Annotated in this window: 20 protein-coding genes, 1 tRNA gene and 1 riboswitch; of the genes, 9 read left to right on the plus strand and 12 right to left on the minus strand. The window is 65.6% G+C overall.

The annotated features are described in order from the left end of the window. Positions 1 to 4 precede the first annotated feature (4 nt). The 3 genes from AL755_RS02230 (at position 5) to AL755_RS02240 (ending at position 1,975) form a co-directional block, all read left to right on the plus strand. The gene (locus tag AL755_RS02230; RefSeq protein ID WP_160318820.1) at positions 5 to 679 is read left to right on the plus strand and encodes a DUF5134 domain-containing protein; all 675 of its coding nucleotides are present in this window, start codon (positions 5 to 7) and stop codon (positions 677 to 679) included. Between the two features lie 103 nt (positions 680 to 782). After that, positions 783 to 1,460, plus strand: a complete 678-nt coding sequence (gene rpe, locus AL755_RS02235) for a ribulose-phosphate 3-epimerase (protein WP_054009528.1) — start codon at positions 783 to 785, stop codon at positions 1,458 to 1,460. Positions 1,461 to 1,504: 44 nt separating this feature from the next. Then, positions 1,505 to 1,975: a ribose-5-phosphate isomerase gene (locus AL755_RS02240; RefSeq protein WP_054009529.1), complete on the plus strand. Its 471-nt coding sequence runs from the start codon at positions 1,505 to 1,507 to the stop codon at positions 1,973 to 1,975. A 130-nt stretch (positions 1,976 to 2,105) separates the two neighbouring features. Here AL755_RS02240 and gnd read toward each other — a convergent pair whose 3' ends face one another. The 9 genes from gnd to AL755_RS02285 all read right to left on the minus strand — a co-directional run bounded on the left by gnd (position 2,106) and on the right by AL755_RS02285 (position 11,975). Then, the gene (gene gnd / locus AL755_RS02245) at positions 2,106 to 2,990 is read right to left on the minus strand and encodes a phosphogluconate dehydrogenase (NAD(+)-dependent, decarboxylating) (protein WP_054009530.1); all 885 of its coding nucleotides are present in this window, start codon (positions 2,988 to 2,990) and stop codon (positions 2,106 to 2,108) included. Between the two features lie 136 nt (positions 2,991 to 3,126). Then, the gene (tal, locus tag AL755_RS02250) at positions 3,127 to 4,293 is read right to left on the minus strand and encodes a transaldolase (protein ID WP_054009531.1); all 1,167 of its coding nucleotides are present in this window, start codon (positions 4,291 to 4,293) and stop codon (positions 3,127 to 3,129) included. A gap of 146 nt (positions 4,294 to 4,439) precedes the next feature. After that, positions 4,440 to 6,554, minus strand: a complete 2,115-nt coding sequence (tkt, locus tag AL755_RS02255; RefSeq protein WP_082368814.1) for a transketolase — start codon at positions 6,552 to 6,554, stop codon at positions 4,440 to 4,442. 287 nt (positions 6,555 to 6,841) lie between these two features. Then, positions 6,842 to 7,546 carry a DUF4232 domain-containing protein gene (locus AL755_RS02260; RefSeq protein ID WP_082368815.1) on the minus strand — a complete coding sequence of 235 codons (705 nt, stop codon included), beginning with the start codon at positions 7,544 to 7,546 and terminating at the stop codon, positions 6,842 to 6,844. Positions 7,547 to 7,686: 140 nt separating this feature from the next. Next, positions 7,687 to 8,400 (minus strand): YcnI family copper-binding membrane protein, encoded by a 714-nt coding sequence (locus AL755_RS02265; RefSeq protein WP_054009532.1) that lies wholly within the window; start codon positions 8,398 to 8,400, stop codon positions 7,687 to 7,689. Positions 8,401 to 8,476: 76 nt separating this feature from the next. Beyond that, positions 8,477 to 9,148 carry a hypothetical protein gene (locus AL755_RS02270; RefSeq protein ID WP_054009533.1) on the minus strand — a complete coding sequence of 224 codons (672 nt, stop codon included), beginning with the start codon at positions 9,146 to 9,148 and terminating at the stop codon, positions 8,477 to 8,479. 70 nt (positions 9,149 to 9,218) lie between these two features. Then, on the minus strand, positions 9,219 to 10,913 hold the full coding sequence (locus tag AL755_RS02275) for a sensor histidine kinase (RefSeq protein ID WP_082368816.1): 1,695 nt from the start codon (positions 10,911 to 10,913) through the stop codon (positions 9,219 to 9,221). Then, the gene (locus AL755_RS02280) at positions 10,904 to 11,641 is read right to left on the minus strand and encodes a response regulator transcription factor (protein WP_054009534.1); all 738 of its coding nucleotides are present in this window, start codon (positions 11,639 to 11,641) and stop codon (positions 10,904 to 10,906) included. The genes AL755_RS02275 and AL755_RS02280 overlap by 10 nt, the downstream gene beginning before the upstream one ends. Before the next feature lie 244 nt (positions 11,642 to 11,885). Continuing rightward, positions 11,886 to 11,975, minus strand: a tRNA-Ser gene (locus AL755_RS02285). A gap of 81 nt (positions 11,976 to 12,056) precedes the next feature. Here AL755_RS02285 and AL755_RS02290 point away from each other — a divergent pair. Further along, positions 12,057 to 13,226 carry a DNA glycosylase AlkZ-like family protein gene (locus AL755_RS02290; RefSeq protein WP_237762416.1) on the plus strand — a complete coding sequence of 390 codons (1,170 nt, stop codon included), beginning with the start codon at positions 12,057 to 12,059 and terminating at the stop codon, positions 13,224 to 13,226. Here the strand turns inward: AL755_RS02290 and AL755_RS02295 are convergent. Continuing rightward, complete coding sequence (locus AL755_RS02295) at positions 13,170 to 13,661, minus strand: hypothetical protein (protein WP_054009536.1); 492 nt, start codon at positions 13,659 to 13,661, stop codon at positions 13,170 to 13,172. The two genes, AL755_RS02290 and AL755_RS02295, sit on opposite strands and share 57 nt — an antisense overlap. Positions 13,662 to 13,769: 108 nt before the next feature. Next, the gene (tadA, locus tag AL755_RS02300; protein WP_054009752.1) at positions 13,770 to 14,201 is read right to left on the minus strand and encodes a tRNA adenosine(34) deaminase TadA; all 432 of its coding nucleotides are present in this window, start codon (positions 14,199 to 14,201) and stop codon (positions 13,770 to 13,772) included. An 85-nt stretch (positions 14,202 to 14,286) separates the two neighbouring features. Between tadA and upp the strand changes: the two genes are divergently transcribed. Next, positions 14,287 to 14,925: a uracil phosphoribosyltransferase gene (upp, locus tag AL755_RS02305; protein ID WP_054009537.1), complete on the plus strand. Its 639-nt coding sequence runs from the start codon at positions 14,287 to 14,289 to the stop codon at positions 14,923 to 14,925. 102 nt (positions 14,926 to 15,027) lie between these two features. Here upp and AL755_RS02310 read toward each other — a convergent pair whose 3' ends face one another. Then, complete coding sequence (locus AL755_RS02310; RefSeq protein ID WP_054009538.1) at positions 15,028 to 15,825, minus strand: hypothetical protein; 798 nt, start codon at positions 15,823 to 15,825, stop codon at positions 15,028 to 15,030. Positions 15,826 to 15,831: 6 nt separating this feature from the next. Continuing rightward, positions 15,832 to 16,013, minus strand: a riboswitch (cyclic di-AMP (ydaO/yuaA leader). A 276-nt stretch (positions 16,014 to 16,289) separates the two neighbouring features. Here AL755_RS02310 and AL755_RS02315 point away from each other — a divergent pair. The 4 genes from AL755_RS02315 to AL755_RS02330 all read left to right on the plus strand — a co-directional run bounded on the left by AL755_RS02315 (position 16,290) and on the right by AL755_RS02330 (position 20,116). Then, a complete protein-coding gene (locus AL755_RS02315; RefSeq protein WP_054009539.1) occupies positions 16,290 to 16,730 on the plus strand; it encodes a MarR family winged helix-turn-helix transcriptional regulator in 441 nt (146 codons plus the stop codon). Next, on the plus strand, positions 16,727 to 17,992 hold the full coding sequence (locus AL755_RS02320; protein ID WP_054009540.1) for an MFS transporter: 1,266 nt from the start codon (positions 16,727 to 16,729) through the stop codon (positions 17,990 to 17,992). Before AL755_RS02315 ends, AL755_RS02320 begins: the two co-directional genes overlap by 4 nt. A 607-nt stretch (positions 17,993 to 18,599) precedes the next feature. Further along, complete coding sequence (locus AL755_RS02325) at positions 18,600 to 19,451, plus strand: winged helix-turn-helix domain-containing protein (RefSeq protein WP_054009541.1); 852 nt, start codon at positions 18,600 to 18,602, stop codon at positions 19,449 to 19,451. 143 nt (positions 19,452 to 19,594) lie between these two features. Then, on the plus strand, positions 19,595 to 20,116 hold the full coding sequence (locus AL755_RS02330) for a SixA phosphatase family protein (RefSeq protein WP_054009542.1): 522 nt from the start codon (positions 19,595 to 19,597) through the stop codon (positions 20,114 to 20,116). Positions 20,117 to 20,132 lie beyond the last annotated feature (16 nt).

A 20,132-nucleotide genomic window follows, 5' to 3' on the forward strand; every position in this document is an offset into this window, starting at 1 on the left:
TCGCGTGTTTAGTATCCCCGCAGTTACCTGGACCCTCACGGCCGTCCTGCTGTTGAGTGGAAGCTACCATTTCATGGCGGCAGCTAGGGCCCACCGACTCACGGACCGGGTCAACAACGGCCTCCACGCCCTCATGACCGTCCTGATGGCAGCCATGTTGTGGAACCTCGCGCCGTCGACCATGCTGGTCCAAATCGCAGTCCTGGGCGCCGCGGCACTGTGGTTTGTCATTCAGGCGGTTGCCCGGCCGGAATTCAAACTTCTCTGCGCGGGCAGCCAGGGCCGGCTCAAGTGCGTCTATCACAGCCTCACCATGGCCGCCGCCGCCGTCATGGTCGCAATGATGGGCCACGTGACCACCGGCAGCCACGGGACTGCGCCGATGGACGGAATGTCGATGAGCGGCATGTCGATGGGACATGACCACCATGCGATGGCAGCCGCAGCCCAAAGCACTGTCGCGGTAACATCCAGCCATTCGCCCGGGCTGGCGATCCTGTTGACGGTATTCTTCGGAACCGCGGCAGTGATTTTCATGATCCTCCTGCTGCGCTTCCGGGCAGCAAAGACTGCGCACCGCCACCACGGGACTCCGCGACGAACGTTTGGCGCGGATCACGGACTCGAAGCCATCGGGGCCGCCGTCATGGCCCTGATGTTTGCCACCATGGTGGCCTAATTCCCGTTCATCCCCGCCCATACTTTCGGGGACCGTGTGGACAGCGTCGTCCTGCCGGTTCCCGCCGAGCACCCATTGTAGCCGCCATCGAAAGGCAAATATCATGTCTGCAACACCCCTGAAGTGCTGTATCAATCCCAGTATCCTGTCCGCTGATTTTGTGAATCTTGAGGCTGAGCTGGCCCGGATCGCCAACGCCGATGCCGTGCATGTGGATGTCATGGACAACCATTTCGTGCCGAACCTGACCATTGGTTTGCCGGTGGTGGAACGGTTGCAGGCGGTCAGCCCGGTGCCGTTGGACGCGCACCTGATGATTGCCGAGGTTGACCGGTGGGCGCCGGCCTATGCCGATGCCGGGTTGGCGTCGGTGACGTTCCATGTGGAGGCGTCCAATGCGCCGATCAAGCTGGCCCGGGAATTGCGGGCCCGGGGGGCGAAGGCGGGGATGGCGTTGCGTCCGGCGACCCCGGTGGAACCGTATTTGGACATGCTGAGCGAACTGGACATGTTGTTGATCATGACGGTGGAGCCCGGTTTTGGCGGGCAGTCGTTCCTGGATGTGACGTTGCCCAAGATCCGCCGGGCCCGGGCCGCGATCGAGGGCTCCGGGGTCAATGTGGCGATCCAGGTCGACGGCGGCATCACGGAGGAGACCATCTCCCGGGCCGCGGAGGCCGGCGCCAACGTCTTCGTGGCCGGCTCCGCCGTCTACGGGAAGGCCTCACCCGAGGAAGCCATCGAAACACTCCGCGCTCACGGCCAGTTCGCGTTCGTCTAAACACCCAGCAGCAACCCCACTCCCAACAACTCGAAGGACCACTCATGCGCGTTCACATTGGAACCGACCACGCCGGCATGGAGCTTAGCGCCCACCTCATCACGGCATTGACAGCAAGCGGCTACGAGATGATCGACCACGGGCCGCAGGCCTACGATGCCGAGGACGATTACCCGTCGTTCTGCATCAACGCGGCCCTGGCGGTCGTGGCGGACCAGGAAGCCGGCGTGGATGCGCTGGGCATCGTTTTGGGTGGTTCGGGCAATGGTGAGCAGATTGCCGCGAACAAGGTCAAGGGTGTCCGTGCGGCGCTGGCGTGGAATCTGGATACGGCCAAGCTGGCCCGCGAGCACAACAACGCCAACGTGGTGGCCGTGGGCGGCCGCCAGCACAGCGTTGAGGAGGCCACGGAGCTGATCGAGGCGTTCCTGGCGGAGCCGTTCAGCGACGCTGAACGCCATGTGCGCCGCATCGGCAAGATCGGCACCTTCGAGACCACCGGCGTCGTCGGATAGCTTGAAGCATCGCTTCACCAAAAAAGGACGAGGGACCACGCTTGCCGGCGTGGCCCCTCGTCCTTTCCGTCTGCGCCGGCCAAAAACTGCGCCGGCCAAAACTGCGCCGGCGCAGACGCCCACGGGGCGGTTACGTGGCGGGACGGGTGGCGTGCCCGCCAAACTGCTGGCGGAGGGCCGACACCATTTTCATGGCGGGGGAGTTGTCCTCGCGGGAGGCAAAGCGGGCGAACAGGGCTGCGGTGATGGCGGGGGTCGGCACGGCGTTCGCGATGGCCTCCTCGACGGTCCAGCGTCCTTCGCCGGAGTCTTCGACATAGTCATCGATCGATGCCAGGCCGGGATCCTCGTCCAGGGCCTTCACCATGAGGTCAAGCAGCCAGGACCGAACCACGGTGCCTTTTTGCCAGGCCCGGAACGTGCCGGGCAGGTCGGTCACGATGTCCTTCGCGGCCAGCAGCTCATAGCCTTCGGCATAGGACTGCATCAAACCATACTCGATCCCGTTGTGGACCATCTTGGCGTAGTGCCCCGCACCGACGCCGCCCACATGGACAAAACTGTCCGCCCGATCACCCTCGGGGCGGAGCGCATCAAAAACAGGCAGGGCGCGCTGGATGTCCGTGGCGTCTCCTCCGGCCATCAGGCCATATCCGTTCGCCAGGCCCCAAACGCCGCCGGAAACGCCGCAGTCCGCGAACCGGATGCCGTTGACGGACAACAGTGCGGCGTGCTTCTGGTCTTCGGTGAAACGGGAATTGCCGCCATCGATGACCAGGTCTCCCCGGTCAAGCTTGGCCGCAAGTTCGCCAATGACGGCGTCGGTGACCTCGCCGGCCGGGACCATCACCCAAATCAGCCGCGGCGCCGGGACGGCCGCCAGCAGTTCATCGACGGACCCCACGTCGCTCACGTCGGGGCTGCGGTCGTAACCGGTGACGTCGATCCCTCCCTTGCGCAGGCGTTCGCGCATGTTGAAACCCATTTTGCCGAGGCCTATCAATCCAATGTGCACGGTGAATACTCTTTTCTGCGCCGGTTGAACAGGACGGGCATGACCAGATGATTCCTGGTCATGCCCGTCAGTGCCAGCCGGCGCTGTAATGGTGGTGGTTTGCCGGGGAAATGCGAAGAACGTCCTTGCCTGTGGTTTAGGCTGCGTTGCGTGCGGTGGTGAGGGCGGTGTTGATGTCGGTGAGGAGTTCTTTCCAGCTGGTGACGAATTTTTGTAGGCCTTCGGTTTCGAGTTGTTCGACGATGGTGTCGTAGGAGATGCCCTGGTCTTCGAGGGCGTCCAGGATGGTGGCGGCTTCTTGGTAGTGGCCGGTGATGGTGTCGCCGGTGATGGTGGCGTGGTGGTAGGTGGCGTCGAGGGTTTTTTCGGGCATGGTGTTCACGACGCCGGGGGCGGCGAGTTCGGTGACGTAGAGGGTGTCGGGGTAGGTGGGGTCTTTGACGCCGGTGGAGGCCCAGAGGGGGCGTTGGGGGCGGGCGCCGGCGGCGGCGAGAACGGCCCAGCGTTCGGTGCTGAAGAGTTCTTCGTAGAGTTGGTAGGCCAGGCGGGCGTTGGCGAGACCGGCTTGGCCTTTGAGGGCGCGGGCTTCGTTGGTGCCGAGGGTCTCGAGGCGGTGGTCGATTTCGGTGTCGACGCGGGAGACGAAGAAGGAGGCGACGGAGTGGATCGTGGTCAGGTCGTGGCCGTTGTCCTTGGCTAGTTTCAGGCCGGCTTGGAAGGCGTTGATGACGGCGCTGTAGCGTTCCAGGGAGAAGATCAGGGTTACGTTGACACTGATCCCGGCGCCCAGGGTCGCGGTAATCGCGGCCAGGCCTTCCAGGGTGGCCGGGATCTTGATCAGCACGTTGGCTTTGTTGACCTTCTTGTACAGTGCCTTGGCTTCGGTGATCGTGGCTTCGGTGTCCCAGGCCAGGCGTGGGTCGACTTCGATACTGACCCGCCCGTCCACACCGTTAGTGGCCGTGTAGAGCGGGGCGAAGAGATCGCAGGCGTCGGCGACGTCGGCGGTGGTGATCTCAAAGATCGTTTCTTCGACGCTGGCGCCCTGGGCGGCCAGGGCGGTGATCTTTTCCTGGTAGTCGGTGCCGGAGGTGATCGCGGCCTGGAAGATCGAGGGGTTGGTGGTGACCCCGACGACGTTCTTCTCGGTGATGAGGCGTTGGAGGCTGCCGCTGCTGAGCCGGGCCCGGGAGAGATCATCGAGCCAGATCGACACCCCGACCGCAGAAAGCAGCGCAGTCGGAGTCTCGGTTGTGGTCGGGGTTGTGGTGGGGGTTGGGGTGGAGGTGGTGGTGGTGGTCATGGCGGTTTCTTCCTTCAAAAAGGGGAGGGGTGCGTGGAGGGGGTGGGGGTGCGGCCGGCACCATGGACCTCCCCCCAAAAAGGTTGGGGGAGTGGTCCGTGGTGCCGGCCGCGTGTTGCTGGGTGTTGCTGGGTGCTGGGGGGTGGTTAGTTGGTGTTTGCTGTGGTGAGGGTGTTTTTCGCGGCGGTGGTGACGGCGTGGGTGGTGATGCCGAATTCCTGGAAGAGGCGCTTGTAGTCCGCGGAGGCACCGAAGTGTTCCAGGGAGATGGACTGGCCGGTGTCGCCGACGAATTCCTTCCAGCCCAGGGCCAGGCCGGCTTCGACGGAGACCCGGGCTGTGACGGCGGCCGGGAGTACGGACTCCTTGTAGGCGGGGGTCTGCTGGTTGAACCATTCCACGCAGGGCATGGAGATGACCCGGGTCGCGATGCCCTCGCCCTGGAGTTGCTGGCGGGCCTCGATGGCGAGTTGGACTTCGGAGCCGGTCGCGATCAGGAGCACCTGCGCCGGGACCGTGACCCCGTCCCTCGAGGCTTCGGCCAACACGTACCCGCCACGGGCGACGCCGGCGGTGGAGGCGAAGGTGTCACCGGTGGCCGGGCCGGTGCCGCGGGGGTAGGTGGGGACGTTTTGGCGGGTCAGGATGATCCCGGCCGGGTTGTCCTGGTTGCCCAGGATGGTTCTCCAGGCGGCGGCGACTTCGTTCGCGTCCCCGGGACGGACAACGTCCAGGCCCGGGATCGCCCGCAGGGTCGCGAGTTGCTCCACGGGCTGGTGGGTGGGCCCGTCCTCACCCAAACCGATCGAGTCATGCGACCACACATAGATCGACGGGACCCCCATCAACGCGGAGAGGCGGATCGCGGGGCGCTGGTAATCGCTGAAGATCAGGAACGTGCCCGAGAACGCCCGGGTCGGACCCCCCAGGTGGATGCCGTTGACGATGGAAGCGGCGGCGTGTTCCCGGATGCCGAAGTGCAGCACCCGCCCGTACGGGTTGCCCTTCCACGCGTCCGTGGAACGCGAGGCCGGGATGAAGGAGGGGGAATTTTCGATGGTGGTGTTGTTGGATTCGGCCAGGTCGCAGGACCCGCCCCAGAGTTCGGGCAGGACGGGCCCGAGTGCGTTGAGGACCTTCCCGGACGCCGCCCGCGTCGAGACATCCGTGCCCGCTTCGAAGACCGGCAGCACCGTATCGAGGTTGGCGGGGAGTTCCTTGGCTTCGATGCGCGCCAACAACGCCGCGTTTTCCGGATGCGCCTCCTGCCAGGCCTGGAACGCGGTGTTCCAGGCGGTGTGGGTGGCGGCACCCCGGGCGGCCACGGCACGGGCATGCGCCACCACGGCCGGGTCAACCTCGAAGGACTGGGCCGGGTCGAAGCCGAGCACGGTCTTCAACGCGGCGACTTCCTCGGCGCCCAGGGCGGAGCCGTGGATTTTGCCGCTGTTCTGCTTCTTCGGGGCCGGGTAGCCGATGATGGTCCGCAGCGAAATGATCGAGGGCCGGGTCGTGTCGGCCTTCGCCGCAACCAGGGCCGCATGAAGGGCCCGGACGTCCTCGACATACTCGCCCGTGCGGGTCCAGTCCACGCGTTGGGTGTGCCAGCCATAGGAGGCGTACCGGGTCAGGACGTCCTCGGTGAAAGCAATATCGGTATCGTCCTCGATGGAGATATGGTTCTCGTCGTAGACCACCACCAAATTGCCCAACTCCTGATGCCCGGCCAAGGAGGACGCCTCACTGGTGACGCCTTCTTGGAGGTCACCATCGGAGGCAATCACCCAGATCGTATGATCAAAGGGGCTCGTGCCCGGGGCCGCGTCGGGGTCCATGAGGCCGCGCATGCGCCGCTGGGAATACGCGAACCCGACCGCGGACGCCAGGCCCTGCCCCAACGGGCCCGTCGTGATCTCCACCCCCGGGGTGTGCTTGTATTCCGGATGCCCCGGCGTCAACGACCCCCACGTCCGCAACGCCTGCAAATCCTCCAGTTCCAGGCCGTAACCGGAAAGGAACAGCTGAATGTACAAGGTCAGGGAGGAATGCCCGGGAGAAAGAATAAACCGGTCCCGCCCCGTCCACTCCGGCACGGCCGGATCATGACGAATCACCTGCTGAAAAAGCAGATACGCCGCCGGAGCCAACGACATGGCCGTCCCGGGGTGGCCGTTACCGACCTTCTCCACCGCATCCGCGGCCAACACCCGGGCCGTATCCACCGCCCGCCGATCAAGCTCCGTCCAGGAAAACGGGGCCAACCCCGACCCGGGAACGGAAACAGCAGGAATGGATGGTGAAAGTACCGCAGTCGTTGGATTCACGATTCTAGATCCTCTTCGAGTAAGTCAACAACCCCACAACAGGGTCGACTGGATGATGCCTGGCTACATCCATCGTCTCGAATCAAACAAACAGGCGGAACACTGATTTCTGACAGTTCCCACTACCCAAAAGAACAGCAACCACCCCAACCACACCCACAACCCAGCCACCAACCCCACCCAAACAGGCAGCCACATCGCCATAAAACCCCGGCATGTCCTAGCTAGGGCTGGAACGCCCCGATCGTCAACAACTGGATCGCACTGTTGCTGCACGCCGTCAACGGGTGGGCAATGATGATCCTGTCCGTGGCACCCGGGGGATAAACCATCACCGAATCGGCCTGGACCTGGGTGCAGCTGGGGTAGTTTCCGGCCTGCGTGTACCGCAGGGCGGCGGATGCGCTGGCCCCGGGCGCCAGCGAGATGGGCCCGCTCGACGGCGCGGAGGCATCGCGCACCGCGGGCGCCCCGATGGGGGTGTCGGAGCTGGCGTTGACCAGGGAAACCCCGGGGTAGCCGTCCAGGATGCAGGTGGTGGAGGAGGAGTTCTTCACGATGAGCTGCATATAGATGTGTCCCGCCGCCCCGCCGCCGGAATCATCCAGCGAACCGGCCAGATCGGCCGCGGTACACAGGGCCGCAGCCGCTGTTGTGGCAGTCCCCGTTGTGGATGGGGTTGCGGAGCTGGACGCCGTGGCGCCGGACTCGGTGGGTGCGGCGCTGCTTTCCACCGATGAAGGCGAGGACGACGTCGTCGGGCTGGCCGAGGTGGGCGCCGCGGGGGAGGATGTGGTGGCTGACGGAGAGGGGGTGGAGGTGCATCCGGAGAGCCCCAGTGCGATCACGGCGGCCACGCCAAGGATGGCGCCCGCTCCGCGATTCCAAGGTGCGTACCGGCGGGACGAGGTGTTCGGATCCGTGTTCATGGCTCCACCTTTGCGCCCCTGCCGGTGGGAGTCAACTGCCCCCGCCGCAAAAAACGCGGGTCCACACCAAATTGGTATCAACGGTGAAATCGAAGATGCCGGCATTGGTGCGGACCCGCGCCGCCACTCACGCGGTGCGGCTATGCCTTGGTGCGTCCGGAGCGCATGAACGCGATGGCGCCCATGACCAGTCCGGCCAGCCCCGTGCCAAGGCCGAGCCAGGACGGCCAGGTGGGGGCGGCGGCGTCGTTCATGTCGGAGGAGGCCGCAGCGGGGGTGGCGGTACTGTCGCCGTGGCCGTGCTCCGTGGTGGCCACGGCGGCGGTCACGGCCAACGACGGCGCGGGGGACTTGACGCTGTCGTGGTCCTGGCCCGCCGCGGGAATGTCCTTCCAGTCAGTGGAGCCCTTTTCACATGTTTGCAGGGTCGGGAAGTACAGGGTCTTCCCCGCGGCATCCGGTACCTTCAGCGACAGTGTGAATGAGTCGCGCTGGTGGGCGTCCAACGGCGTCTTGGCCGTGTAGGTGACCGCGCTGGTGCGTTGGGTGATCTTGCTGCCGTCGGCCAGTTGGCGGGGCGTGGTGAACTTTTCGATGGATTCGCTGATGGTCCAGTTCGGGTTGACCGTGGGGGTCACCGCGTTCAGCTCCTCCGGCAGCGTGATCCTGATGCTGGTGGTGGACGAGCCGTCGCAGCCGTGCGGCACCGAGAACGTGAACAGGGAGTAGCTGCCGACGGCCGTGTCGGTGGGGGTGGCCGAGACATGGGCGGACGCAGAGCCCAGGCCCAGGGTCATCAGGCCGGCGGTGGCGCCGAGGGCAAGGGTGGTCTTGAGGGTACGGGAAAAACGCATGGGAATACCTTTCGATAGCGCCGGGGCGCAACAAAATGAGGGGGGTACGACACCCCTCAAAATTGTTCGAAGGGTGCTAGACGAAAAATGCCGCGAGGGCGGGCGGGCCGCGCTGGGGATCCGGCGGAAGGTTGCGCCAGGGCAGCTGCGGCAGCGGCATCGGCGCCACCGCGGGGCGGGCCTGCCGGGCCGGAAGTGGCCGAATCGCGGACGCGCTCCGGTAGAGGGGCCGCAGCCATCCGGCCAGGGCCCACAACGCCTTTTCGCCCTGGGCCAGCACCACGGCGGTGACCAGGGTGGCCACGATGTGTGCCGGCACCATCGCCCCGGACAGGGCGTTGGCATGGCTCATCAGATCCATGCCAACGGCGCCCGATTGGCCGGTGGAGCCCAACAGCGCTGCCGATTGCAACATGGCGGAGGTCTGCGCCTCAGCCGAAAGGGAATGGTCGTGGAGGGGGATGCCGGACGGCATGGAACCCCTGGGGATGCCGGCGGACAGGAAGCCAAACGCCTGGTGGAGCGCAAGCTGGCTGGTGGCTAAAAGTGCCAGCATGGCCGGAAGGCCCAACCGGAACTGCGTGACCACCGTGGAGCAAAGCACATGCAGCGCCAGGAGTGCTGCCATGAGCGGAGGGACCGGGAGCGTTCCGCCGGCCACAAGGTGTGCGCCGGCTGCCAGGCCAAGGATGGTGGCGCCGATCGCGGTGGTTCTGAGCAGCCTGAAGGGGGCGTGTGCGGTGCGCATACTGCTCCCTTCGATAGGCCGAGTGCATAGCCTATCGAGGAAAACCCTTACTGGGGAGTTGTTCGCGCCGTTATGACGTGGGCAGTTTTGCCAGGGTGTCCTCCGGCAGGCCCTCCGACGAGCTGTTTTGTTCGCCGTTCCTGGGACTTTCCTTGGCGCCGTCCCTGGCATGGTCCGTCAAGGCTTTGGGACCCAACACTCGGATCGCGGCGGTCACGGGACCGCTTTTGGGGCCCTCCGGAAGGGGCGGCAGGCGCAACGTGAAGCTGGTTTCGCCGGGATTGCTGGTGACGTCCACCGAGCCGTGGTGTGCCGTCATGATGGCCTGGACAATGCTCAGGCCAAGTCCGGTGCTTCCGTGGGTGCCCGTGCGGGCCACGTCGGCCCGGGAGAACCTGTCAAAGATGACGTCCCGGAACGCCGGGTCAATGCCGGGGCCGTCGTCGCTGACCTCGATGACGGCCGTGCCGTCGCTTTCCTGGCTGACGACGGTTGTCACGGTGGTTCCGGCCGGGGTGTGCTTGGCCGCGTTGGAGAGCAGGTTCAGGACCACCTGCTTGAGCTGGCCGTCGTCGCACTTGGCATTGACGGGTGAGTCGGGCACATCAAGTTTCCAATGGTGGCCGGCGGCACCGACCCGGACGTCGCTGACCGCGTCCATGACGATGGGGGTCAGATCGACGGTGCGCAGTTTCAGCGGCTGGCCCTCATCGAGCCGGGCCAGCATGAGCAGGTCCTCCACGAGCCGGCTCATGCGCAGGGATTGCGCCGTGACCCGGCCCAGCGAGGTCTTGCCGTCGGGGCTCAGCGACTCGGTCATCTGCAGCAGTTCGGTGTATCCGCGGATGGCAGTCAACGGGGTGCGCAGTTCGTGGCTGGCGTCGGCCACGAAGCGGCGCACCTTGGTTTCGCTGCGCTGGCGGGCCTGCAGGGCATGCGAGACGTTTTCCAGCATGGCGTTGAACGCGTGGCCCACGTTGCCCACTTCGGTGCCGGGCCGGGCTGCGCTGTCCGGGACCCGCACGCTCAAGGCGACCTCACCGGCGTCGAGCGGCAAATGGGCCACCTTGGTCGCGACGCCGGAAAGCTGCTCCAGCGGTTTCATGCTGCGGCGGATGATGAACGAGCCGGCCAGTCCCAAAAAGACCAGGCCCGACAAGGAAACCAGGATGATGGTCAGCACCAGGGCCGCCAGGGTTTGCTCGGAGGCAGCCAGTGGCAGTCCGGTGATCAGGACGTCACCGTTGGGCACACCGGTGGCCTTGAGCCGGTAGTTGCCGATCGAGAGGGTGGCGTCGGTCAGGACGCCGGTGGTGGGCAGACCTGCCAGTATTTGGGCGTCCGCGTTGGTGAGTTTCTGATGGGCGCCGGTGGCGTCCAGGATGCCCGCGTAACTGACGACGCCATTGCTCAGCACACCGCTGAGCTGCCCGGCGCTCGTGGCCCGGGCATTGAGCGGGTCCCGGGTGCCCCCGGCCGGCGGGGCGGAGAAGTAGAACTGGTTGGTGCGCAGGCTGGCCTGCTGGACGGAAGCGTCGAGCTGGTTGTTCAACGAAACACTGATCGTTGTGTAACTGACAAAACCCACCAGCGCACAAATGACCGTGAGCAGGGCAAGCATGACGGCGACAAGGCGGGTGCGCAGGTGCCAGGTGCCAGGGTGGATGGCCCGGGAGGCGGTGGCACGCAGGCTTGCCAACGCGGAGCGGCCCGCCGTTCCGTCTGTTTTCCCCGTCGCTGCCGGGGCGCCGTGGGTTACGCGCATGGCTTGATGACGTAACCGGCGCCGCGGACTGTGTGGATCATGGGTTCGTTGTCGGCGTCGATCTTCTTGCGCAGGTAGGAGATGTACAGCTCCACGATGTTGCTTTGGCCGCCGAAGTCGTAATCCCAGACCCGGTCGAGGATGCGGGCCTTGCTCATCACGTGGCGCGGGTTCTCCATCAGGAACTGCAACAGCTCAAACTCGGTGCTGGTGAGCGGGATGTCGACGCCGGCGCGAGCCACCTCGCGGGTGTCGCGGTTCAGGACGAGGTCGCCCACCGTGAGTTCGGCGGAATTGGGGGCCGTGACGCCGGCGCGTTGGACGATCCGGTGCAGGCGCAACAGCACCTCCTCCATGCTGAACGGCTTCGTGACATAATCGTCGCCACCGGCCGACAGCCCGGTCAGCTTGTCCTCGACGGCGTCCTTCGCCGTGAGGAACAAGGCCGGAATATCCGGGTAGATCGTGCGGATTCGGCCCAGCAATTCCACGCCGTCCATGCCGGGCATCATGACATCAAGGACCAGTACATCGGGGTGGAAGGCGCGGGCCGTCTTCAATGCGGCCTGGCCGTCGTGGGCCACGGCGATCTCCCAGCCGGCCAGTTCAAGGCCCATGCGCATCAGGTCCGCCAGCGACTCCTCGTCGTCTACGACGAGCGCGCGGATCGGCTCACCGCCTGGGCGGGTGAGTTTGCTGAGGCCGGCCGATGCAAAAGGAAGGGACATGCATCCATTCTCTGACGCTTGACCCGAATCCGTCTGTACGATTCCTGAATGTTCTCTGTGTTTCAGGGGCCTCATCCCGGCGCCCGCGTGAGACAGACCCGGGACCGCGAAACAGTGGCTGGCCAACGCCTGTTTCGCGGGGAAGAGTCTGTTTCGTGCCCCAGGGTCTGTCTCGGGCGCGTCCCGGGAACGACAAAGGCCCCTGCTTCCCTTATAAACAAAGGGAAGCAGGGGCCTTGCCACTTGGCGGTGACGGTGGGATTTGAACCCACGTCAGGCTCTCACCTGAACAACATTTCGAGTGTTGCACCTTCGGCCGCTCGGACACGTCACCAACGCGTCAACCTTACCGGGTCAACGGCCCACAACAAAAATGAGTGCAGCGGCGGCCGCCCCGATGGGGCAGGATAGGCGCATGGACAGTGCGACGCAGCGTGCCTGGAGCTGGCACAAACAAGGCTTGGACGGCTCGTTGGCGGGCAAAAATGCGGCGGAAACGCTCACCGCCGCCGGCTGGGCCCGCTCGGTGGGCGGAGCCAATCCCTACCTGTCCTTATTTGCGCGTGCGGGGATCCGGCGGGAAGAGGCCGACGCCGACGTCGCGGCCCTGCGCATCCATGAACTGCCGACGGCGCGCGGCTGCACCTATGTGCTCGGCGCGGACGACTACCCGTGGGCGCTCACACTCGGACTGGCGGCCGCCGAAACGCAGGCGAAGGTCCTGGACAAGCTCGACGTCCCCCGAGCGGATCTGGCCACCCTGGAACAGCAGGTCCTCGCGGTCCTGACGGACGCCGTCGAACCTCTTGACCCCAAGCAACTCAAGGACCAGCTGGGCGATGCCGTCCGCAGCCTCGGCGAGGCCGGCAAGAAGAAGGGCGCCTCCACCACGCTTCCCGCCGCCCTGGGCCTGCTGCAGGCGGACGGCCGGATCCGGCGCGTTCCGGTCAACGGCCGGCTGGACCAGCAGCGCTACGCGTACACGGCATGGGGCCTGGAAGCGGCCGCCGGGACGCCCGAGCAGGCCAGGACTACGCTCATGGAGCGCTACCTTGGCTGGACTGGCGGCGCAACGCTCAAGCAAACCCAGTGGTTCACCGCATTCACCGTGGCCCAAAGCAAGGCGGCGCTGGCGGGTGCCGGCGCGATCGAGGTTGACGGCCTGTGGATACTGCCGGCAGACGCCGAGGCGCGCGCCACCTTCACGGCGCCCAAGGACGAACAAATCCAGCTGCTCGCGGGAACCGACGCGTTGTTCCTGCTCCGGCGCAACGCCGGCGACCACTTCGCCGAACAAGACCAGGACCGCCAACTTGAGACCACCCGCCTGGCCCTGACCGCCGACCTGCCCGACCATCCCATCGTGGACCGCGGGCGCATCATCGGCCTGTGGCAATACGATCCCGCCGGGGAACGCATTGCCCACTGGCTCTTTGACGCACCCACCAAGGCCGTGGCGCACCGGATCAAGGAGGTGGAGGCGTTCATCCGCGAGGACCTGGGAGACTTCCGCTCCTTCAGCCTGGATTCACCGGCGTCGCGCGCGAAGCGCATCGCGGCCCTGGACGCGGCCGGTACCGCCTAGCCACGCGTCGGGCTGGGCGCCGACCCCGCGCCACACGATGCGCTCACCCATCGAGACGCTCATCTCGCCAAACTGGGGGCCGGCGTCGCCCAGGGTATAGGGCTGCATGATGCTCAGGGATGCGCCTTCAACGTGTTCGGTTGCCAGGTGGACGGCGTCCGTGCCCTGGTACCGCAGCGTGACGTCGGAGACCACGATGGACGCGCGAAGCTCATCTCGGCGTTCGGTCAGGCCGTGGTAGCAGTCGGCGATGATCTCCGTCGATTCGGGATTCTCCTCCTGGCGCGGTTCGGCCATGATGTAGACGGGCTGGCCGTCCGTGCCGATGCCGGCCGCAAACGGCAGGAACTCCCCGTACTTGCCCAGGCACTGGTGCGCAAAGGGCAGGGCGATGTTCAGCAAATTCTCCAGGTCCTCCTGCGCCGCCTCGGACACTGAATCCCGCCATGATGCCACTGCAAACCCCCGAATAAATTGTCCTGCGCCCGGTTATCGGGCCCGGCAGCCGACTTTATCAAGGCGCCGCGGCTGGTGCGGGAGCGGTTAGCGGTGGGCGCCGAAGAAATCCTTCAGCAGCACGGCGCATTCGTCCTCCCTGACGCCCGGGAACACCTCCACCCAATGGTTGAGCCTGCGTTCGCGCAGCACGTCAAACACGGACCCGGCTGCACCGGCCTTCTCATCCCAGGCACCAAAGACGACGCGCGGCACCCGGGCCAGCACGATGGCCCCGGCACACATGGTGCACGGCTCCAGCGTGACCACCAGGGTGCATCCCTCCAGCCGCCAGGCGTCCAGCTTTTGTGCCGCCTGGCGGATGGCCACGACCTCCGCGTGTGCCGTCGGATCCTTGTGCGCCTCACGTTCGTTGCGCCCCACACCCAGCACCGCGCCGTCGGGCCCGAGGACGACGGCGCCAATCGGCACGTCTCCCGTGGCCAGGGCCAGCTGCGCCTGTTCGAGGGCCAGACCCATCCACCGGGCATGCGCCGTCGTGGCGGGGGTCTCGATTTGGCGGGATTTCGCAGTGGAGGACACGGCTCAATGGTAGCTTTTATCTATGCGCGTACTGGTTGCGGATCATCCGCTGATTGCCCACAAATTAACCGTCCTGCGGGACAAGACCACCCCGTCGCCGATTTTTCGGCAGCTGACGGAGGAGCTTGTCACCCTGCTGGCGTACGAGGCGACTCGCGAAGTCCGCGTCGAGCCCGTCAACATTGAAACTCCCGTGACCGCCACCGTGGGTACCGGACTGACCAAGCCCACCCCCCTGGTGGTGCCGATCCTGCGCGCCGGCCTGGGCATGCTCGAGGGCATGACCCGCCTGCTCCCCACGGCCGAGGTCGGCTTCTTGGGCATGGCCCGCAACGAGGAAACCCTCGAGGCCATCACCTACGCCGAACGCCTCCCCGAGGACCTGACCGGCCGCCAGGTGTACGTCCTGGACCCGATGCTGGCCACCGGCGGCACGCTGATCGAGGCGTTCAAGTTCCTGTTTGACCGCGGCGCGGCCGACATCACCTGCATCTGCCTGCTGGCAGCCCCCGAGGGCCTGGCCAAGCTCGAGGCCGCCCATGGCGACCGCGACAATGTCCACGTGGTCCTGGCCTCGATCGACGAAGGCCTCAACGAGCAGTCCTACATCGTGCCCGGCCTGGGCGACGCCGGCGACCGCCTCTACGGCGTCGTGGACTAACCCACGCTTGCCACCTAAAACTGTGACGCGGTAGTTGCTGAAAACGTTCTCGTTTTTAGCAACTACCGCGTCACAGTTGGTTAAGGCGCAATTCGTGCCGGCCTAGTACCAGCCGACGGCCACTTCCTGAGCCCAGGCGCCGCAGGGGCTGCCGTAGCGCTCCGAAATGTAGCCCAGGCCCCACTGGATCTGCGTCTTGTAATTGGTGCGGTAATCCGCCCCGGCGCTGGCCATCTTCTCGGCCGGCAGCGACTGGGCAATGCCGTACGCGCCGCTGGAGACGTTCTCGGCGGACGTCAGCCAGCTGGACTCCTGCGTCCACAGCTGGTTCAGGCAGCCCATCTGGTCCTGGCCCCAGCCCTTGGAAGCCAACAGGCTTGAGGCGTAGGCCTGGGCCGCGGCCGGATCATCGACCAGCGCCGGAGCGGCGGCCTTCACTGGAGCAGCGGCCTTGACCGGTGCAGCAGCCTTGGCCGGAGTGGGCGTGGGCGTCGCAACGGGAGTTACGGCGTCGGCCTCGCTCTTGACGGTGGTGGAGGGCTTGGCTGCAGCCTTCGTGGAGCCGACCTGGATCCGGGAGAAGTCGATGGCGATGTCCGTGGGCGCCGAAATGGCGGACGGGGTCGCTGCGGCAGACGGGGCCGCCGTGGCCGCGACGGTGGCAACATAGCTTGCCGCGGACAGAGTGTTGCTGGAGGTGTTGGTGGCCGCCTGGGCGAGTCCGCCGCCGGCCAGCAAGACGCCGGCTACGGCAACAATGGCCATGCGCCGGACGGGGCCGGCGGCCTTGGAGCGGGAGCGGGCCGCTGCACGGGTACCGGTTGCGGTCGGTGCGGTTTCGGCTGTGGATGGGCGGACTGATTCGGCGCGGCGTCGGCCGTGCTGGGGTGCTGCAGACATAGAAATAGAGCCTCTCTACGCCTGCGAGGTGAGCTGTCGGGAACGGATTAGAGCATCCGGCCGGGCGGCAGGCAGCAACAACTGCTTGCGTTTCGGCTTAACCCCAAGGGCATCCAAGTGGAGGCCCGTAAAGATTGGGTCCCCCGTCTCTGCCATACATGTGAACGGGAAATGGGCGGCGGCAGAGCTCGGCGATCCGTCCATTTGTGCCAAGGAACCGTGGGTGGTTCGGCGGGCACGTTTTTCACACTACCCAACCTTTTCGGTGATGTCACATTTTGGTAACGGCCGTGAGGGGTTTCATATTTACTTAGCATTGCTAATGAACTAGGCTGCTTTGTAGTAGATACGTAACCTTGTGAGCCAGGCAGATACAGACGATGACGCAGAATTCAATGAAACTTTCGACGCCGGGGCCAGCCCCGGAAGCGACCCCTCCGCAACGCCAGGCGCGGACCGAGGGGGTGACGAAGAACACATCACGACCCACCGGCGCGGCGCCGCTCGCCGCCGAACTTCGTGTGGCAATCATGCGCACCTCGCGCAGGCTGCGCGCGGAAGCCGCCTCCCATGACATCAGCCCCGGCCAGTACTCGGTCTTGGCCGCCATCCTTCGCGCCTCCATGACGGTTGGCCAGCTGGCCGAACGCGAAAAAATCCAGGCACCGTCCATGACCCGGATCGTCAACGACCTGGCCGCCGCCGGCCATGTCACGCGGGGGGCAAACCCGCTGGACAAGCGCCAGGTGCTGGTCCAGATCACCGACGACGGCGCCGCGGTGCTGGAGCGGGCCCGGAACAAGCGCACCCAGTGGCTGGCCAAGCGGGTGGCCGCACTGACGCCCGAACAACGTGCCACGCTCCATGAAGCGGCCCTGATCCTGGCGGAGATGAGCAGCTCATGAACGCCATGTTCCGCGCCCTGAAGGTGTTCAACTACCGGCTCTGGGTGACCGGGGCATTGGTTTCAAACATCGGCACCTGGATGCAGCGCGTTGCCCAGGACTGGCTGGTGCTGACGGTGTTGACGCACAATTCCGGAACCGCAGCAGGCATCACCACCGGCCTGCAGTTCCTCCCGATCGTCTTCCTTGGGCCCTTTGCCGGGCTGCTGGGCGACAGGGTCAACAAACGCAAGCTTCTGCTGTGCACCCAGACGGCCATGGGCCTGTGTGCATTGCTGCTGGGGCTCCTGGTGGTCACCCACTCGGTGCAACTGTGGCACGTCTACGTGCTGGCCCTGCTGCTCGGTGTTGCCAGCGCCTTTGACGCCCCGTCGCGCCAGGCGTTTGTCTCCGAGGTGGTCGCCAAGGCCGACGTCCCCAACGCCGTCGCCCTCAACAGCGCCTCCTTCAACCTGGCCCGCCTGGCCGGCCCCGGTGTCGCCGGACTGGTCATCGCCGCCTTCGGCACGGGCCCGGCATTCCTGATCAACGCGGCCAGTTTCGCGGCCGTGATCGTCTCCCTGTGGCGGATGCGGGTTTCGGAACTGCAACCATCCGTTCGCGTGCCGCGGGCAAAGGGGCAGATCCGCGAGGGCTTCTCCTACATCCGGCAACGCCCGGACCTGATGATGATCATGGCGCTGGTGTTCATGATCGGCACCTTCGGGATGAATTTCCAGATCACCAACGCCCTGATGGCCACCACCATCTTCCATCTGGGGCCGGGCGAATACGGCCTGCTGGGCTCGGTCATGGCCGTGGGCACCCTGGCGGCGGCCCTGCTGGCCGCCCGCCGCAAGAACATGCGCATGGCCTACATTGTTGGCGGGGCGCTGGCCTTCGGGGTGACGGTGGCCATCGCCGCCTTCATGCCCAGCTACGCCCTGTACGCCCTGGCACTGGTCCCGGTGGGCCTGGCCTCCCTCACCTTCATGAACGCCTGCAACACCACCGTCCAGCTGACCACGGATTCGGCCATGCGCGGACGCGTATTGGCCGTCTACATGGCCGTGCTGCAGGGCGGGACGCCCATCGGGGCGCCGCTGGTGGGTTGGATCGCCACGGAGTTCGGCGCCCGCTGGTCCCTGGGGATCGGCGCGGTCGTGTCCGTTGCGGCGGCACTCATTGCGCTGGCCATGATGAACAGGCGCAACCACGTCCGCTTCCGCGACCAGGTACGCGGCCTGCGTCCCTTCGCCATGGCGCAGGCACTGCACCGCTGATTCCGGCAACTCCGGGGTCCTGCAACGCGGGTCAAAAAGGGCCGTTGCGGGGCCGGAGAGTGCAGCGCATTACGTGAACTTCTGTTTACCTAGCGTAAAATGCTGGGGATTATCTGGGTGTCCAAAAGGGCTTGCGGCAGGCCACCGCGGCAGACAAAAACGCTGGATGAATTAATTTATTGAAAAGCGGACTTGCGTCGAATATTTTTCACGGATAGGCATCAAAATTGTGATTTTGTTTGACGCAAGCCGTCATCGGCGATTCAAATGAGATCAAAGTGACAGTGTTACCTTCATCACAAAATACGCCAAAGTCTCAAAATGTGGACGTATTGCCCCATTGTTACTTGCAAGTTCCGTTTATTACGTAGGACACTGACTTATGTGAACACCCACTCAGTGAATTCTGCAGCCGCAGCAACCGTCCTTGATGACACCCATGGACGGTTCTTGTGTAGTTGTCGAATGCCGGCCTAGCTCACAACCCATTTGTTTTAGGCACTTTCGGCCATCTGGCCAGCCCCTGACCGGGCATTTAGTCCCGGCCCGCCGGGATACGAAAAAAGCATTCGCGCCGTAGGATACGGCCATACACCTAGGTAGTTCAATGTCTGTAGCTTCCGGATACGTCCACATCTCAGTTCGAAATGCAGCCAAGGCAGTTGCCCGCGGCGGCTCGCAAAACCCGCTGGCCAGGGCACCCCAGCAGGATCAGCCGTCCTACGGCAATCCCGCCGCCTACCGCCGCGATAACGACGCCGTCGCCGCCCGGCTGCGCGCCGTCCCCCCGATCGACGCCCACCCCATGACGGCGCCCACCCCCGTCATTGCCGGCAGCGACAAGCTCCGCGGCGTCAGCCCGGACAACGTGGCCCGCGGTTTCGTGCTCTACGTCGGGGTGGATGAAGACACCGCCGCCGCCGCCGGAACTTCGCTCGCCAAACTGGCCCAGGACATCCGCGCCTACGCCCAGAGCCTCGTCCCGCAGGCCCAAAGCTACGCAGCCGTGGCAATTGCGCCGTCGGACGCGGTGGGAACCGCGCTTGACGTGGTCCGCTCCACGTTCGGCGACCCCACCGTGGCCAACCGCCAGCGCCAGGAAGCCGTCCGCGTGCCCGTCGCCGCCGAACAGCGCCCCTCCGGCGTGCTCATCGACCTGGCCCGCCGCGAGGTCCACCTCGACGGGGAAACCCTGAACCTGACGTTCAAGGAATTTGAACTCCTGAACTACCTGGTGGAGAACGGCACCCGCACCGTGGGCCGCGACGAGCTCCTGGAAGGGCTCTGGAGCAACGCCGACGAGATCCCCAACGAACGCACCATCGACGTCCACATTCGCCGCCTGCGCTCCAAACTGGGCCGCCTGGCCAACACGGTCCGCACCGTGCGCGGCGAGGGCTACCGCTTCTACGAGCACCCCGAAGTGGTTGTCTGGGCCGCCCCGGAATACTCCATCTAGTCCCCACGCCCTCCCACTGCCCGCAGGCTCGCAGCGGGCCCTGGGGCGCGTGGGACCAGCGATGCATTTGGAACGACGGCGGTCCGACCCTCCCGGGGGTGGGACCGCCGTCGTTCTCCTTTAACACTCACTAAACTGTGAGCATGAGCGAACACCATGTGAAACGGCTGATCCTGATGCGCCACGCCAAGGCGGCGTTCCCGCTGGGTGTTGCGGACCATGAACGCCCCCTGGCCCAACGCGGCCACAACGAGGCGCCGCTGGCCGGAAAATGGTTGCTGGAAAACGATGTGGTGCCCGACTTCATCCTGTGTTCCTCGGCGCTGCGTACTCGGCAGACCTGCGCGTGGGTGGGCCAGCAACTGGGGGAGAAGGGGCCCACGCCCAAGCTGGAGGACGAGCTGTACGACGCCGGCCCCACCCGGATCCTGTCGGTCATCAACCACGTCCCCGAAACCGTCACCACGCTCATGGTGATCAGCCACATGCCCGGCATCCAGGAGGTGGCGCTGCGCCTTGCCTCCCGCGATTCGGACCAGGAGGCCTATATGTCGCTCGCCTCCGGCTACCCCACCAGCGCGTTGACCGTCCTGGAGCACACGGGGGACTGGGCCACGCTCGACGGCCAGGACGCCCGCGTCACCCACTTCGTGGTGCCCCGCTAATCACCCAGGCCCGCGA

This window comes from Arthrobacter sp. ERGS1:01 (assembly GCF_001281315.1).
Lineage (GTDB): Bacteria > Actinomycetota > Actinomycetes > Actinomycetales > Micrococcaceae > Specibacter.

Bases quoted from the DNA above. Each gene is read 5' to 3' on its own strand.
- AL755_RS02280 (WP_054009534.1), bottom strand. From the start codon at position 11,641: ATGTCCCTTCCTTTTGCATCGGCCGGCCTCAGCAAACTCACCCGCCCA.
- tadA (WP_054009752.1), bottom strand. From the start codon at position 14,201: ATGGGTCTGGCCCTCGAACAGGCGCAGCTGGCCCTGGCCACGGGAGAC.
- AL755_RS02325 (WP_054009541.1), top strand. From the start codon at position 18,600: ATGTCTGTAGCTTCCGGATACGTCCACATCTCAGTTCGAAATGCAGCC.
- AL755_RS02320 (WP_054009540.1), top strand. From the start codon at position 16,727: ATGAACGCCATGTTCCGCGCCCTGAAGGTGTTCAACTACCGGCTCTGG.
- upp (WP_054009537.1), top strand. From the start codon at position 14,287: ATGCGCGTACTGGTTGCGGATCATCCGCTGATTGCCCACAAATTAACC.
- AL755_RS02270 (WP_054009533.1), bottom strand. From the start codon at position 9,148: ATGCGCACCGCACACGCCCCCTTCAGGCTGCTCAGAACCACCGCGATC.
- AL755_RS02275 (WP_082368816.1), bottom strand. From the start codon at position 10,913: ATGCGCGTAACCCACGGCGCCCCGGCAGCGACGGGGAAAACAGACGGA.
- AL755_RS02265 (WP_054009532.1), bottom strand. From the start codon at position 8,400: ATGCGTTTTTCCCGTACCCTCAAGACCACCCTTGCCCTCGGCGCCACC.
- AL755_RS02290 (WP_237762416.1), top strand. From the start codon at position 12,057: ATGGACAGTGCGACGCAGCGTGCCTGGAGCTGGCACAAACAAGGCTTG.
- rpe (WP_054009528.1), top strand. From the start codon at position 783: ATGTCTGCAACACCCCTGAAGTGCTGTATCAATCCCAGTATCCTGTCC.
- tal (WP_054009531.1), bottom strand. From the start codon at position 4,293: ATGACCACCACCACCACCTCCACCCCAACCCCCACCACAACCCCGACC.
- AL755_RS02310 (WP_054009538.1), bottom strand. From the start codon at position 15,825: ATGTCTGCAGCACCCCAGCACGGCCGACGCCGCGCCGAATCAGTCCGC.
- AL755_RS02240 (WP_054009529.1), top strand. From the start codon at position 1,505: ATGCGCGTTCACATTGGAACCGACCACGCCGGCATGGAGCTTAGCGCC.
- AL755_RS02260 (WP_082368815.1), bottom strand. From the start codon at position 7,546: ATGAACACGGATCCGAACACCTCGTCCCGCCGGTACGCACCTTGGAAT.
- AL755_RS02330 (WP_054009542.1), top strand. From the start codon at position 19,595: ATGAGCGAACACCATGTGAAACGGCTGATCCTGATGCGCCACGCCAAG.